Source organism: Methylobacterium komagatae (genome assembly GCF_042661665.1).
GTDB classification, from domain to species: domain Bacteria; phylum Pseudomonadota; class Alphaproteobacteria; order Rhizobiales; family Beijerinckiaceae; genus Methylobacterium; species Methylobacterium komagatae.
Genome location: NZ_JBHSWN010000001.1, coordinates 3,365,901 through 3,378,942 on the forward strand (window position 1 = coordinate 3,365,901; position 13,042 = coordinate 3,378,942).

General features: G+C 68.5%; 15 protein-coding genes and 1 pseudogene. 13 read left to right on the forward strand and 3 right to left on the reverse strand.

Annotated elements, in window-relative coordinates; translation table 11 throughout:
* Nucleotides 1-91 precede the first annotated feature (91 nt).
* On the forward strand, nt 92-481 hold the full coding sequence (locus ACFQE0_RS16755; protein WP_378971635.1) for an MAPEG family protein: 390 nt from the start codon (nt 92-94) through the stop codon (nt 479-481).
* Nucleotides 482-496: 15 nt separating this feature from the next.
* On the opposite strand, the gene ACFQE0_RS16760 is transcribed toward ACFQE0_RS16755, so the two are convergent.
* Nucleotides 497-1,753: a bifunctional 2-C-methyl-D-erythritol 4-phosphate cytidylyltransferase/2-C-methyl-D-erythritol 2,4-cyclodiphosphate synthase gene (locus tag ACFQE0_RS16760; RefSeq protein WP_378971638.1), complete on the reverse strand. Its 1,257-nt coding sequence runs from the start codon at nt 1,751-1,753 to the stop codon at nt 497-499.
* 154 nt (nt 1,754-1,907) lie between these two features.
* On the opposite strand from ACFQE0_RS16760, the gene dusB reads away from it, so the two are divergent.
* The 3 genes from dusB to ntrC are packed head-to-tail and all read left to right on the forward strand — an operon-like array spanning nt 1,908 to nt 5,555.
* On the forward strand, nt 1,908-2,921 hold the full coding sequence (gene dusB / locus ACFQE0_RS16765; RefSeq protein ID WP_378971640.1) for a tRNA dihydrouridine synthase DusB: 1,014 nt from the start codon (nt 1,908-1,910) through the stop codon (nt 2,919-2,921).
* A complete protein-coding gene (locus tag ACFQE0_RS16770; RefSeq protein WP_378971643.1) occupies nt 2,918-4,051 on the forward strand; it encodes a two-component system sensor histidine kinase NtrB in 1,134 nt (377 codons plus the stop codon). The genes dusB and ACFQE0_RS16770 overlap by 4 nt, the downstream gene beginning before the upstream one ends.
* A gap of 34 nt (nt 4,052-4,085) precedes the next feature.
* On the forward strand, nt 4,086-5,555 hold the full coding sequence (gene ntrC, locus ACFQE0_RS16775; protein WP_378971645.1) for a nitrogen regulation protein NR(I): 1,470 nt from the start codon (nt 4,086-4,088) through the stop codon (nt 5,553-5,555).
* Nucleotides 5,556-5,667: 112 nt separating this feature from the next.
* Here ntrC and ACFQE0_RS16780 read toward each other — a convergent pair whose 3' ends face one another.
* Nucleotides 5,668-5,943, reverse strand: a complete 276-nt coding sequence (locus ACFQE0_RS16780) for a hypothetical protein (RefSeq protein ID WP_378971647.1) — start codon at nt 5,941-5,943, stop codon at nt 5,668-5,670.
* An 88-nt stretch (nt 5,944-6,031) separates the two neighbouring features.
* On the opposite strand from ACFQE0_RS16780, the gene ACFQE0_RS16785 reads away from it, so the two are divergent.
* The 9 genes and pseudogenes from ACFQE0_RS16785 (at nt 6,032) to ACFQE0_RS16825 (ending at nt 12,095) form a co-directional block, all read left to right on the forward strand.
* Nucleotides 6,032-6,208 carry a ribosome modulation factor gene (locus ACFQE0_RS16785; RefSeq protein WP_378971650.1) on the forward strand — a complete coding sequence of 59 codons (177 nt, stop codon included), beginning with the start codon at nt 6,032-6,034 and terminating at the stop codon, nt 6,206-6,208.
* 131 nt (nt 6,209-6,339) lie between these two features.
* Nucleotides 6,340-6,579, forward strand: coding sequence for a PilZ domain-containing protein (locus ACFQE0_RS16790; protein ID WP_378971652.1), 240 nt, complete (start codon nt 6,340-6,342; stop codon nt 6,577-6,579).
* Nucleotides 6,580-6,649: 70 nt separating this feature from the next.
* Nucleotides 6,650-7,849, forward strand: a complete 1,200-nt coding sequence (metC, locus tag ACFQE0_RS16795; RefSeq protein ID WP_378971655.1) for a cystathionine beta-lyase — start codon at nt 6,650-6,652, stop codon at nt 7,847-7,849.
* Nucleotides 7,850-7,907: 58 nt separating this feature from the next.
* The gene (locus ACFQE0_RS16800) at nt 7,908-9,641 is read left to right on the forward strand and encodes an ArnT family glycosyltransferase (protein ID WP_378971657.1); all 1,734 of its coding nucleotides are present in this window, start codon (nt 7,908-7,910) and stop codon (nt 9,639-9,641) included.
* Nucleotides 9,638-10,414 carry a glycosyltransferase family 2 protein gene (locus tag ACFQE0_RS16805; protein ID WP_378971660.1) on the forward strand — a complete coding sequence of 259 codons (777 nt, stop codon included), beginning with the start codon at nt 9,638-9,640 and terminating at the stop codon, nt 10,412-10,414. Before ACFQE0_RS16800 ends, ACFQE0_RS16805 begins: the two co-directional genes overlap by 4 nt.
* The gene (locus ACFQE0_RS16810) at nt 10,408-10,743 is read left to right on the forward strand and encodes a lipid-A-disaccharide synthase N-terminal domain-containing protein (RefSeq protein WP_378971663.1); all 336 of its coding nucleotides are present in this window, start codon (nt 10,408-10,410) and stop codon (nt 10,741-10,743) included. Before ACFQE0_RS16805 ends, ACFQE0_RS16810 begins: the two co-directional genes overlap by 7 nt.
* Nucleotides 10,740-11,332, forward strand: a pseudogene (locus tag ACFQE0_RS16815) (pyridoxamine 5'-phosphate oxidase family protein). The gene ACFQE0_RS16810 and the pseudogene ACFQE0_RS16815 overlap by 4 nt, the downstream one beginning before the upstream one ends.
* A gap of 59 nt (nt 11,333-11,391) precedes the next feature.
* A complete protein-coding gene (locus tag ACFQE0_RS16820) occupies nt 11,392-11,637 on the forward strand; it encodes a type II toxin-antitoxin system Phd/YefM family antitoxin (RefSeq protein ID WP_378971665.1) in 246 nt (81 codons plus the stop codon).
* Entirely contained in the window at nt 11,634-12,095 is a 462-nt protein-coding gene (locus tag ACFQE0_RS16825; protein ID WP_378971667.1) for a PIN domain-containing protein, read from the forward strand. The genes ACFQE0_RS16820 and ACFQE0_RS16825 overlap by 4 nt, the downstream gene beginning before the upstream one ends.
* Nucleotides 12,096-12,120: 25 nt before the next feature.
* Here ACFQE0_RS16825 and ACFQE0_RS16830 read toward each other — a convergent pair whose 3' ends face one another.
* Entirely contained in the window at nt 12,121-12,987 is an 867-nt protein-coding gene (locus tag ACFQE0_RS16830) for a class II aldolase/adducin family protein (protein WP_378971670.1), read from the reverse strand.
* Nucleotides 12,988-13,042 lie beyond the last annotated feature (55 nt).

Consider the following 13,042-nt stretch of genomic DNA (forward strand, 5'->3'; position numbering starts at 1 on the left):
GACTCCCGGCGGCGTCACGCGCCCTATGTCGCTGAGGCTTTCACCCTAGCCTCACTGGGGCTGGCGGCTCAATCATGGAGAACGCGACCCGATGATCTTCCCAGCGACCACGGCCTATTATGCCGCGCTGCTCGCCCTTCTCTATCTCGGCCTGGCGGGCTGGGTGATGGCCGGGCGCCTGTCCGGCAACGTGCTTCATGGCGATGGCGGCAGCGACGATTTGCAGAAGCGCATCCGCAGCCACGCCAATTTCGGCGAGTACGTGCCGCTGGCGATCATCCTGATCGGTCTGCTGGAGGCGCGCGGCACCTCGCACGGCACGGTTCAGGCGCTTCTGATCGCCCTGCTGCTGGGTCGCATTCTGCATCCGGTCGGCATGTTCGCCCCGCCCAACAGCCCGCGCCAGTTCGCCTGCCGCGGCGGCGGCATTTTGCTCACCTTCGGGACGATGCTGATCGCGGCCGTGCTGCTGCTGGTCTGAACCGGACGGGCGCCCTCAGGCGCCCGCTTCCTCATCCGGCAGGCGCACGGTGGCGGCGGCCTGGGCGGCAAGGCCTTCCGCCCGGCCGACGAAGCCGAGCTTCTCGGTCGTCGTCGCCTTGATCGAGACGGCCGAGAGCGGCACCCCGGCGATGGCGGCGATGCGAGCGCGGATCTCCTCGCGGTGCTTACCGATGCGCGGAGCCTCCGCCAGCACGGTGATGTCGAGGTGATCGATCCGGCCGCCACGCGCCCGCACCAACTCGCAGGCATGGGCCAGGAACTGGTCGGAGGAGGCGCCGCGCCACTTCTCGTCGGAGGGCGGGAAATGGGTGCCGATATCGCCGTCCGCGATGGCGCCGAGCAGCGCATCGGTCAGGGCGTGCAGGGCGACGTCGCCGTCCGAATGGGCGAGCACGCCCCGGTCGGCCGGGATGCGGATGCCGCCGAGCCAGACATGGTCGCCCTCGGTGAAGGCGTGAACGTCGAAGCCCGTGCCGAGGCGGGTCACATATTGGGTCATCGCTCTGGCTCCGGCGGCGTCGGATGAGAAGGCCCGGTCGGCCTCGATCAGGTCCGAGGCCTGGGTAATCTTACGGTTGTCGATATCGCCCGCGAATACCACGACCGGCAGGCTGGCCCATTCGGCCAGCGCCCCGTCATCGGTGAAGGCGTGCAGGTCCTGGGCGGCGGCGGCGCGGTGGGCGTCGAGCAGCGGACCGAAGGCGAAGGATTGCGGGGTCTGCACAGCGCGCAACGCGTCGCGCGCCGGAGTCTCGGTCACGCGGCCGATGCCGGGCTCGATCTCCTCGACGCGCTTCACCGTATCGGTCACGGCGACACCCGGCACGGCGCCGCCGTGGTCGCGCCCGGCCTTGATCGCCCGCGCGATCAGGTCCGGGCGGATGAACGGCCGCGCCGCATCGTGGACGAGAACGATCTCCGGCGCCGTCCCGGAGGCTAAAGCCTCCAGCCCGGCGCGCACCGACATCTGGCGGGTGGCGCCGCCCTCGACCGGCTCCGCGATCCGGGCGCGAATCGAAGGATCGAGGTCTTCCAGGCACTCACGGAAGAAGTCGGCCGCATCGGCGGCGATGACCGGTAGGATCGTCGCGACGTCGGTATGGGAGGCGAGGGCGGCTAGCGTGCGGGTCAGGACGGCCTGACCGGCGACCCGGCGATATTGCTTCGGCACCCCGCCGCCGACGCGGATGCCGCGTCCGGCCGCCACGACGATGGCGGCGACGCTTCCATTCTCTGAGGCGGCGGACATGGAGGCGAGGATCCCGGCTCGAACGGCGGCAGACCTGCCGCGCGGCCGGCGCCATACCTGTGAAACATGCCCGTCGTTTAAGCGGGGCAGGGGGCGAAATCAACGCGACGATGCCGCTTGCGTCCGGCCCCGCTTTGCCTCATTGTTGAGCAGAATGAAGACTGACCATTATTTGGGCGCCCTGCGCCGCGGGCTGTCGGCAGGGGATCCGCCTCTCTGCCTCCTGGCACCGCTGTCCGGCGTGACGGACCTGCACATGCGGCGCATCGCTTTGCGCTGCGGCGCGAGCGCCGTCGTGTCGGAGATGGTGGCTGCGCGGGAGTTCGCCCGGGGCTCCGCCGAGGCGACCCTCCGCGCGGAAGGCGCGGGCATCGACACGCATATCGTCCAGCTCGCGGGCTGCGAGGCAGCGCCGATGGCCGAGGCCGCCCGGCTGGCGGAGGCGAACGGGGCCGACGCGATCGACGTGAACATGGGCTGCCCCGCCAAGATCGTGACCGGCATCGCTTCGGGCTCGGCGCTGATGCGCGACCTCGACCATGCCGAGCGGCTGCTCGCCGCCGTGCGCGGCGCGGTATCCATTCCCGTGACGGTGAAGATGCGGCTCGGCTGGGACGATGCGTCCCGCAACGCCGCCGACCTCGCCGGGCGGGCCGAGCGGCTGGGGCTCAACGCGGTGACGGTCCACGGCCGCACCCGCCAGCAATTCTACAAGGGCCGGGCCGATTGGCCGGCGATCCGCGCGGTGGTGGAGGCGGTGTCGATTCCCGTCATCGCCAACGGCGACGTCACCGGCCTCGACGAGGCACGGGCCTGTCTCGATGCCTCGGGCGCGGCGGGGGTGATGATCGGGCGCGCGGCGACCGGGCGGCCCTGGCTCGTCGGGCAGGTGGCGGCGGCGCTCGCCGGGCGCGAGGCGGCGGCCCCGGATCGCACCGAACAGGCCGCCCTGGCCGCCGAGCATTACGAGGGGCTGCTGTCGCTTTACGGGCAACACATGGGCGTCCGCCACGCGCGGAAGCATCTGGCGGCCTATGCCGAAACCGGCGGCGCGCTGAGCGCGGCTGAGCGGAGCGCGCTCCTGACCACCACCGACCCGCAGGCGGCGCTCGCCCTCCTGTCCCGTGCCTTCGCGGGCCCGGCCCCCGAGATGAGGGAAGCGGCGTGACCAGCGAGGAATTCCCCCACTCCGGCTTCAAGCTTTCCGGCAGCGAGGCGGTTCTGAACGCCTTGCCGCTGCCGGTTCTGACGATCGGCGGCGATGAGCGCATCCTTCAGTGCAACCACGCGGCGGAGGCCTTCTTCGACTATTCGGCGCGGCTGATGCAGCGGCGGCGCCTGCGCGACATCATCCCCTTCGCCTCGCCGATCATCGCCCTCGTGGCCGAGGTGCGGCGGCGGAAGGCGAGCGTCAGCGAGTACCGTGTCGAACTCTCGCAGCCCCGCACCGGCACCGAGCGCAGCGTCGACGTCTTCGCGACACCCCTCGATGAGGGCGATGCCGTGGTGATGATGCTGCAGGAGCGCACCATCGCCGACAAGATGAACCGCCAGCTCACCCATCGCGGGGCGGCTCGGTCGATGGTCGCCCTGGGCGCCATGCTCGCCCACGAGATCAAGAACCCGCTGGCCGGCATACGCGGCGCGGCGCAACTTCTGGAGAGCACGGGCGCGGAAGAAGACAGGCTCCTCACACGCCTGATCTGCGACGAGTCGGACCGGATTGTGCGCATCGTGGAGCGGATGGAGCTGTTCGGGGACGAGCGCCCGGCCGAGCGCGGCCCGGTGAACGTCCACGGCGTGCTCGATCAGGTGAAGCGCTCGGCGCAGTCGGGCTTTGCCCGGCACATCCGCTTCATCGAAACCTACGATCCGTCGCTGCCGCCGGTCCTCGGAAACCGAGACCAGCTGATCCAAGTGATCCTCAACCTCGTGAAGAATGCCGCCGAAGCCATCGGGCCGGATGCGGTGGAGGGCGAGATCACCCTGGCCACCGCCTTCCGCACCGGCCTGCGGCTTCAGATCCCCGGATCCCGCGAGCGCGTGAGCCTGCCCATCGAGGTGGCGATTCGCGACAATGGCCCCGGCATCTCCGCCGAGATGCTGAGCGACATGTTCGATCCGTTCGTGACGACCAAGGCCCAGGGTTCCGGCCTCGGTCTTGCTTTGGTCGCCAAGATCGTCGGCGACCATGGAGGGATCGTCGAGTGCGATCCCGCCCCACGCCGGACGACGTTCCGCATCCTTCTTCCCATGTCGAGTGCGCGTGATGGGCGCGAGCCCAATGTCGAGCCATGATCGGGATGCCTGCCGGAGGTTTTGAGTAACAGTCATGCCGAACGGCCACATCATCGTTGCGGACGACGACGCCGCCATCCGCACCGTTCTGAACCAAGCGCTGTCACGAGCGGGCTACGAGGTCCGATCGACGGGCAATTGCGCCACCCTCTGGCGCTGGGTCGCGCAGGGTGAAGGCGACCTCGTCATCACCGACGTGGTGATGCCCGACGAGAACGTGTTCGACCTGTTGCCGCGCATCAAGCGCGTACGGCCGGAACTGCCGATCATCGTGATGAGCGCGCAGAACACGTTCATGACCGCCATCCGCGCCTCCGAGCGCGGGGCCTACGAATACCTGCCCAAGCCCTTCGACTTAAAGGAACTGATCGCCATCGTCGGCCGCGCCCTGTCGCGACCGCGCGGCGCGCCTGCGCAAGGGGCCGGGCCCGAGAACGAGGACATCCCGCTGGTCGGCCGCTCGCCCGCCATGCAGGAGATCTACCGGGCTCTCGCCCGCCTCATGCCGACCGACCTGACCGTGATGATCACCGGCGAGTCGGGCACCGGCAAGGAACTGGTGGCCCGAGCGCTCCACGATTACGGCCGCCGCCGCACCGGCCCGTTCGTGCCGGTGAACATGGCCGCGATCCCGCGCGATCTCATCGAATCGGAACTCTTCGGCCACGAGAAGGGCGCCTTCACCGGGGCGCTCCAAAGGTCGGCGGGCCGGTTCGAGCAGGCCGAGGGCGGCACGCTGTTCCTCGACGAGATCGGCGACATGCCGATGGAGGCGCAGACCCGCCTGCTGCGCGTGCTTCAGCAGGGCGAATACACCACCGTGGGCGGCCGGGTTCCGATCCGCACCAACGTTCGCATCATCGCGGCGACCAACAAGGATCTGCGGGTTTCCATCCAGCAGGGCATCTTCCGCGAGGATCTGTTCTTCCGCCTCAACGTCGTGCCCCTGCGCCTGCCCGCGCTGCGGGAGCGGTCGGAGGACGTGCCGGATCTCGTCCGTCACTTCTTCGTGCTGGTCGAGCGCGAGGGCCTGACCCGCAAGACCCTCGACGGCGACGCAATGGAGAAGCTCAAGCGGTACCGCTGGCCAGGCAACGTCCGCGAACTGGAAAACCTTGTCCGGCGCCTCGCCGCACTCTATCCGCAGGAGACTATTACCGGGCCGGTCATCGAGGCCGAACTCGACACCCTGCCACTGGCGCAGAGCCCCGCTCAAGGCGGTGCCAACGGCGCGTCGCGCAAGCCGACAGGAGAGTCGGAGAGCCTGTCCAGCGCCGTGGAACGACACCTGTCGGACTATTTCTCGGGCTACCGTGACACGCTGCCACCGCCCGGCCTCTACCACCGCATCCTGCGCGAGATCGAAGGTCCTCTGATCGGGGCGGCGCTCGCCGCCACGCGGGGCAACCAGATCCGCGCGGCGGAACTCCTCGGTGTGAACCGGAACACGCTGCGCAAGAAGGTGCGGGATCTCGACCTGCAGGTGTTCCGCACGGCGCGGTGACAAGCGACCCCGTCATTGCGAGCGGAAGCGAAGCAATCCAGGGCAGCGGGACGCCGATCGTGGCGGATCCCTGGATGGCTTCGTTCCTCGCAATGACGACGGGTGTGAAGCCCTACCGTCCCCGCATGATCGGATCGCCCGCCATCAGCGCGCGAAGCCGCTCGGTGTCATAGCCGTTCGGGATGGACGGGGCGGCCTTCTTCATGGCCGCGACGGGGGCGGGCATCGGAGCCGGGATCGAGCCCGTGGCCGAGGGCTCGAGCGTCACCGCGCGGGCCACCGGAGCCGGAGGCGCGAGGTGAGTGAGCCGGTCAGCCGTCACGAACACCACGATGGCGGTCGAGAGGGTCACGACGAGACCGCCGAGGAAGGGACGCAGGATACGCACGTCGCAGGACTCGGGAACGCACTAGGGGAACGGCAACAGATTGCACACAGGGCCGTTAACGAAGCTCCCACTGTGTGCGCGAGATCCCATGCCGAACGCTCAAGCCACCGCCAGCGACAGCCCCTTCATTCAGGGCCGCAATGCCCGGGTCTACGGCAAGCCGAAGAGCGAGTGCCCGTACCCCGAAGGCTCCGACGATCACAAGGCGTGGATGGAAGCTTACGAAGAAGCGCAACAATCCGATCCGCCGAAAACCATCCGCTAACGCCGTTCCACTTGAAACCGTCCCGCGCGTTCCTTGTGAGGTCAATTCGGGGATCGCCGGGATGGCCTGTTAACGCGCCGCTCCATCTTAGCTTGCCTGACATTGTTTCAGCGCGGGGCGGAGCAAGACCGATGAATATCAGGCAGGGAAAGCGCGTCGCCCTCGACCGTCCCGGGCGCGTCGTGGCGGGCGAAAGCGGTCATCACGCCTGCATCGTGCGCGACATCTCGGCCGCGGGCGCCCGACTACTCCTCCCGGAGGCGGGCCATGTACCGGACACCTTCCTTCTTTCCCTCGAACCGTCCGAAGATCGCTGGTCCTGCCGGGTGATCTGGCGGAGCCTCGGCGAGGTCGGCGTGGCCTTCAACTGAAGGCAGCGCTTGACGGATGGGGGCGCCCTCGGCTTCGTGCCGCTCGTCCGTCACGCGAGTCCAGGTCCCGATGTCTCTGACGCCGAAGCCCGAATCGAAGAAGCGGTTCGCCCCCGCGACGCGACTCGTCCATGCCGGGCGCGATCCGTCCGAGCAGCACGGTTTCGTGAATACGCCGATCTATCGCGGCTCCACCGTCCTGTTCCCGACCTACGACGACATTCAGAACCGGCGCGGGCGCTATACCTACGGCACTCACGGCACCCCGACCTCGGACGCACTCTGCGATGCCTGGAGCGACATCGCCGGGGCGGCGGGCACGGTCGCGACGCCGTCGGGCCTCGCGGCGCTCTCCATCGGGCTGATGGCCGCCCTCTCGGCGGGCGATCATCTCCTCGTCAGCGACTCGGCCTACCGCCCGACGCGGATCTTCTGCGACGAGGTGTTGGCCCGCTTCGGCGTCCAGACCACCTATTACGATCCGCTGGTCGGCGCGGGCATCGCGGACCTGATGCGTGAGAACACCAGGGCCGTGCTGGTGGAAGCGCCGGGCTCGCTGACCTTCGAGATGCAGGACATCCCGGCCATCGCCGAGGTCGTCCATGCGCGGGGCGCCTGCGTGATCATGGACAACACCTGGGCGACGCCGCTCCTGTTCCCGCCGCACGAGAAGGGTGTCGACATCGCCATCGAGGCGGGCACCAAGTATCTCAGTGGCGGCTCCGACCTGCTGCTCGGCCTCACCTCGGCCAACGCGAAGTACTGGCCCCGGCTGAACCGAACCTACCACCAGTTCTCGGTCTGCGCCGGGCCCGAGGACATGTTCCTCGCCATGCGCGGCATGCGCACCATGGGCCTGCGCCTGCGCGAGCACGAGAAGCAGGGGCTCGACATGGCCCGCTGGCTCCAGGCCCGGCCGGAGGTGCTGCGCGTGCTGCATCCCGCCCTGCCGGAGGATCCCGGCCACGCCATTTGGAAGCGAGACTTCACGGGCGCGTCCGGCCTGTTCAGCATCGTGCTGAAGCCGGTGCCGGAGGCGGCGCTGGCCGCCTTCCTCGACGGGCTCGAACTGTTCGGAATGGGCTTTTCCTGGGGCGGCTTCGAGAGCCTGTGCATCCCCTTCGACTGCACGCCCTTCCGCACCGCCACCCGGTGGGAGCCGGGCGGGCCGACGCTGCGCTTCCATATCGGCCTCGAAGACACGGCCGACCTCAAGGCGGACCTCGATGCCGGGTTCGCACGGCTGAGGGAGGTGGCCGGGCAGATTTGACATTCCCGGCCCGATCCCGATTGAGGAACCGGGACCGGAGAGCCGCGACCCGGAGCTTATGACCACACGCCTCTCAGCCGGTGCGCTTTCGCGCGACGGCGACGTCCAGCCCGGCGGCCTGCGCGCCGGGCGCATCACCCTCATCGACCGGCTGTCCGCGAGCCATGCCCGCGCCTGCGCGGCGCTGGCTTTGCTGTGCCTTCTGCTCTTCCTGCCGGGGCAGGCCTCGCTCCAGCCCATGGACCGGGACGAGCCGCGCTTCGCCCAGGCCACTAAGCAGATGCTGGAAACCGGCGACTTCGTCGCGATCCGCTTCCAGGACGAGGCGCGCAACAAGAAGCCGGTGGGCATCTATTGGGCGCAAGCTGCCGCCGTCGCGGCGGGCGAAGCGCTCGGCGTGCCTAATGCGCGGACGCAGATCGCCCTCTATCGCATTCCTTCCCTCCTCGGGGCGCTGGCCTCGGCCCTCCTCGCCTATTGGGGGGCGCTCGCTTTCCTGGCGCGCCGGGAGGCATTGCTCGCCGCCGCACTCTACGGCGCCTGCCTCATGCTGAATGCCGAAGCGCATCTCGCCAAGACCGATGCGCTTCTCGCCGCCTGCGCCACTGCGAGCCTCGCGGCGCTGGCGCAGGTGTGGCTGCGGCGGGAGTCGCGTATCAGCCTGCCAGTCTTCCTTGCCTTCTGGCTCGGGATCGCCGTCGGCATCCTCGTGAAGGGGCCGATGGTGCCCCTGTTCGTCGTCCTGCCCGCGCTGTTCCTGTCGTGGAAGGCGCGCTCCGCCTCCTGGCTTCGCCCCTTGCGACCGCTGGCCGGGCTTGCCCTGACCGCCGTGATCGTCGCCCCGTGGTTCGTGGCGATCACCCTCAAGAGCGGCGGCGCCTTCTACGCCGAGGCGGTCGGCAAGGACATGCTCGGCAAGGTCGGCGGCGCGGCCGAGCGGCATTGGGGGCCGCCCGGCGCCTACACGCTGGCCTTCTTCGCGACCTTCTGGCCCGGCGCCGCCTTCGCGGCCATGAGCGTGCCTCTGGCGTGGCGGGAGCGTCGCACCGACGCCGTCGCCTTCCTGATCGCGACGATCCTCCCCGCCTGGCTGATCTTCGAGGCCGTACCGACCAAGCTGCCGCACTACGTCCTGCCGTTGATGCCCTGGATCGCAGTGCTGACGGTGATCGCCCTGACGCGCGGCGAGATCACGCCCCGCCGCCGGTGCGCGCGTGCGGTGGCGCTGTTGGTGCCCGCCATTCCTCTCGGCCTGACATTCGGCCTGTGCCTTACCGGCTGGAAGCTCGACAACCACACAATCCCCTGGATCTCCCTGCCGGTCCTCGCCGCCGCCTGCCTCGCGGCCGGGGCGAGCTGGATCGCCTTCGCGCGCGATCTCCCCGAACGGGCTATCGCCCTCGCCATCCTCGGCTCCGGCCTGCTCGGGCCGGGAGTGCTCGGCCTCGCGCAGCGGCAATTGCCGACCTTCAAGGTCTCGCCGCGCCTCGCCGCGTTCCAGAGCACGATGCCCTGCCGCGATCCCCTGGTGGGGACTCTCGGCTATCGTGAGCCGAGCCTCGTCTTCCTCACCCGCACAGACCTCGTGATGCTGCCGGACGGAGATGCCGCCAAGGCGTTTCTGCAGGGAGGCGGTTGCCGCCTGCTCTTCGTGGAAGGCCGCGAGCGCGACGCGTTCAATTTCGCATGGCCCGTGGGCCGTCCCGCCCCTCCGCCCTTGGGCGTGGTCGAGGGCTTCAACCTCAACAACGGACGGCGCGTATACGCGACGGCCTATGCGGCAGCGCCATGACCCAGCCGGATTCCCTGCGCCTCAGCGTCGTCGTCCCGGTCAAGAACGAGGCGGGGAACATCGCCCCCCTGGTGACCGAGATCGAGCGCGCCTGTGCCGATCTCTCCTTCGAGGTGATCTACGTCGATGACGGTTCGAGCGATGCGACCCCCGCCATCCTCGATGAGGTCCGCGCCACGCGGCCCTGGCTGCGGGTGCTTCGGCATGGGGCGAGCGCGGGCCAATCGGCGGCGGTGAGAAGCGGCGTGCTCGCCGCCCGCGGCGCCATCATCGCCACCCTCGACGGAGATGGCCAGAACGATCCGGCCTTCATTCCGTCGCTTCTCGCCGCCCTCGATGAGGCCGGGGAGGGTGCGGGCCTCGCCCAGGGGCAGCGGCGAGGGCGCAAGGACGGACGCTTCAAGATGCTCCAGTCGCGCATCGCCAACGGCGTGCGCGGGCGCATCCTGAAGGATTCTACCCGCGACACGGGCTGTGGGCTGAAGGTGTTCAGGCGGCACGTCTACCTGCGGCTTCCCTATTTCGACGCGCTCCACCGCTTCATGCCGGCCCTCGTGTTCCGCGAAGGCTACACGGTCGTCCACCGGGACGTGATCGACCGGCCGCGCCTCACCGGAACGTCGAATTACGGGATGTTCGACCGGCTCTGGGTCGGGCTTCTCGACCTTGCGGGAGTGTGGTGGCTCATCCGGCGCAAGCGCGCCACGCCGCGCGCCGTCGAGGTGACGGCGCCCCAGGCCGAGGCTGTGAGGGACGAGGACGTCGGATGCTGATCCAGCTCGCCCACGATCTACCCGACTATTTCTACGACGTGTTCGTCACGCGCTTCGATTTCTGGCTCGTGTTCGGCATCCTGGCGCAATTGATCTTCGGCTCGCGCTTCATCCTGCAATGGATCGCCAGCGAGCGGGCCGGAAAGAGCGTCATGCCGCTCTCCTTCTGGTTCCTCTCCATCGCCGGGGGGCTGATGACGCTGGTCTACGGTTTCGTGCGCAAGGAGCCGGTAATCATCATCGGCCAGGGTCTCTCGACGGGTATCTACGTGCGCAACCTCGCCCTGATCTTCCGGGAACGGGCCCGGAGAAGCGGCGGCGCGGCGTGACCCCGCTCCCCGCCTTCTACGATGACCTCGACGCGAGCTTCGCGGAGCTCTGGCGGCTGATGGCGGAGGGGGCCGCCCACGGACGCAGCGGTTTCCACCTCCCGACACTCGCCACCGTCGCGGACGAGGGCCGCGGCTGCGCACGGTGGTGCTGCGCGAGGCGGACAGGACGACGGGCACGCTCCGTTTCCATTGCGACCGGCGCTCGGACAAGGCGTTCGAACTGGCCGCGAACCCGGCCTGCGCGCTGGCGGCCTATGATGGCGAGACCAAGATCCAAATCCGCATTGAGGGTCGCGCCGTCCTCCACACGGACGATGCCATCGCGGAGGCGGCCTGGACCGGCTCGCGCGCCATGAGCCGGGTCTGCTACGCTGCTGAGCCGCCCCCCGGCACAGCCCTCCTGACCGGCAATGCCTATACCCTCGCCGACGAGACCACGGCGACGACGACGGGCCGCCGGAACTTCTGCGCGGTAGTCGTGACGGCAACCCGCCTCGACTTCCTCTACCTCGACCGCCGGGGCCACCGTCGCGCGGCGTGGTTCCGGGACGAGTTCGGGTGGGAGGGAGGCTGGGTGGCGCCGTAAGCTTGCGACGGGCGCCACCGATCGCCTAATGTAGGCAATCTCACTAGAAGGGCGCGCGCATGGAGAAGACCATCTCGGCGGCGGAGGCCAACCGTGGGTTCTCCGAGGTCCTGCGCGGCGTGCGCGAGGGACACAGCTATGTCGTGACCAATCACGGACGTCCCGTCGCGCGCATCGTTCCTGCCGAACGGGAGGACGCCGCACGCGACGCCGCGAAGGAGGCGTTGCTCGAGCGCCTCAGAAATCAGCCGGTCAGGAACGCGGGGCCTTGGACCAGGGATGAACTCTACGAGGACGAACCGTGAAGGTCGCCTTCGACACCAATGTCTTGATGTATGCCGAAGGCATAGACACCGTTGAGAAGCGAGACATTGCGATCGGGGTGATCGGCGAAATTCCGAGGGACAAGGCCGTCATCCCCCTGCAGGCCCTCGGGGAGTCGTTCCACGTCTTGATCCGAAAAGGAAAGCGGACGCGCAGCGAAGCCCGCACCACAATCCTCAACTGGATCGACACCTACAGCACCGTTCCAACAACGGCGGAGGTGCTGGCGGCGGCGGCCGACCTTGCCGCCGAGCATCGCCTCGCAATCTGGGATGCGGTGATCCTCGCGGCCGCGTCCCAGGCTGGCTGTCGGTTGCTCCTCACGGAGGACCTTCAGGACGGCTTCCGGTGGGGTGGCGTCACCATCGCCAACCCCTTCGCGTCCCCGCGTCATCTACTGCTTGAAGGCATCCTCGCCAGGTCCGGCCCGCTATCCTGAGAACGGCGGGCCGTCGAAGATCGGCTCAGTCGAACATATCCGGCTGGGTCGCCGCGATATGGTTGTAGATCGTCTGGAAATGCAGCCAGCCGATATAGTCGCTGCCGACATGCTCGCGGCTGTAGCGAGCGGTCTTTTCAGACAGCAGGGCGGGCTTGATGCCGGTGGCTTCCACCAGAAGCTGCTGCTTGCAGGCGCGCTCCAGGGCGATGAACCAGAAGGCCGCATCGTCGATGCTGTGATGCGAGCAGGTCAACAGGCCGTGGTTCTGGTGAAGCACGCCGCGGTTGCGACCGATCTGCTGGGCCACCGACAGGCCGCTGTCCTTCTCCACCGCCACGGCACCGGCGGAGGCGCCGATCACCGCGTGGCTGTTGTAGAAGGCGGCGGCGTCCTGGCTGATCATATCGAGCGGACGGCCCGTGGCGCACCACGCGGTGCCGTAGGTCGTGTGCGCATGGCACATGGCCATGACCTCGGGATACTCGTCATGCACGGCGGCGTGCAGCACGAAGCCCGCCCGGTTGATGGCGTAGCGCCCCTCGACCACCCGGCCGTTATGGTCGGCGAGGATGAGGTTCGACAGGTTCACCTGCGAGAAGTGAACGCACATCGGGTTGGTCCAGTAGAGTTCCGGACGCTCGGGATCGCGGATCGTCAGATGCCCAGCGAAGCCGTAGTCGAAACCGTGCATCGCGAAGGCGCGGCAGGCGGCCACGAGATGCTTCTTGCGATACTCACGCTCCTCCGCGTGGTTCGCGAATTCCGGCATTTCCGGGAAGATCAGGCCGGACTGCTCCGGCTGATAGATCGAAGTGCGCTTCCGGCCGGAATCGTCGTTCGGAAGATCGATGGCGACGCTGTCGTGGTGGGCGTGCTCGTCATCGAGCATGGCGTTCCTCCAAAAGACTTCGGGGCGTGCCGTCTTCGCGGCTTATGGCGCCAAT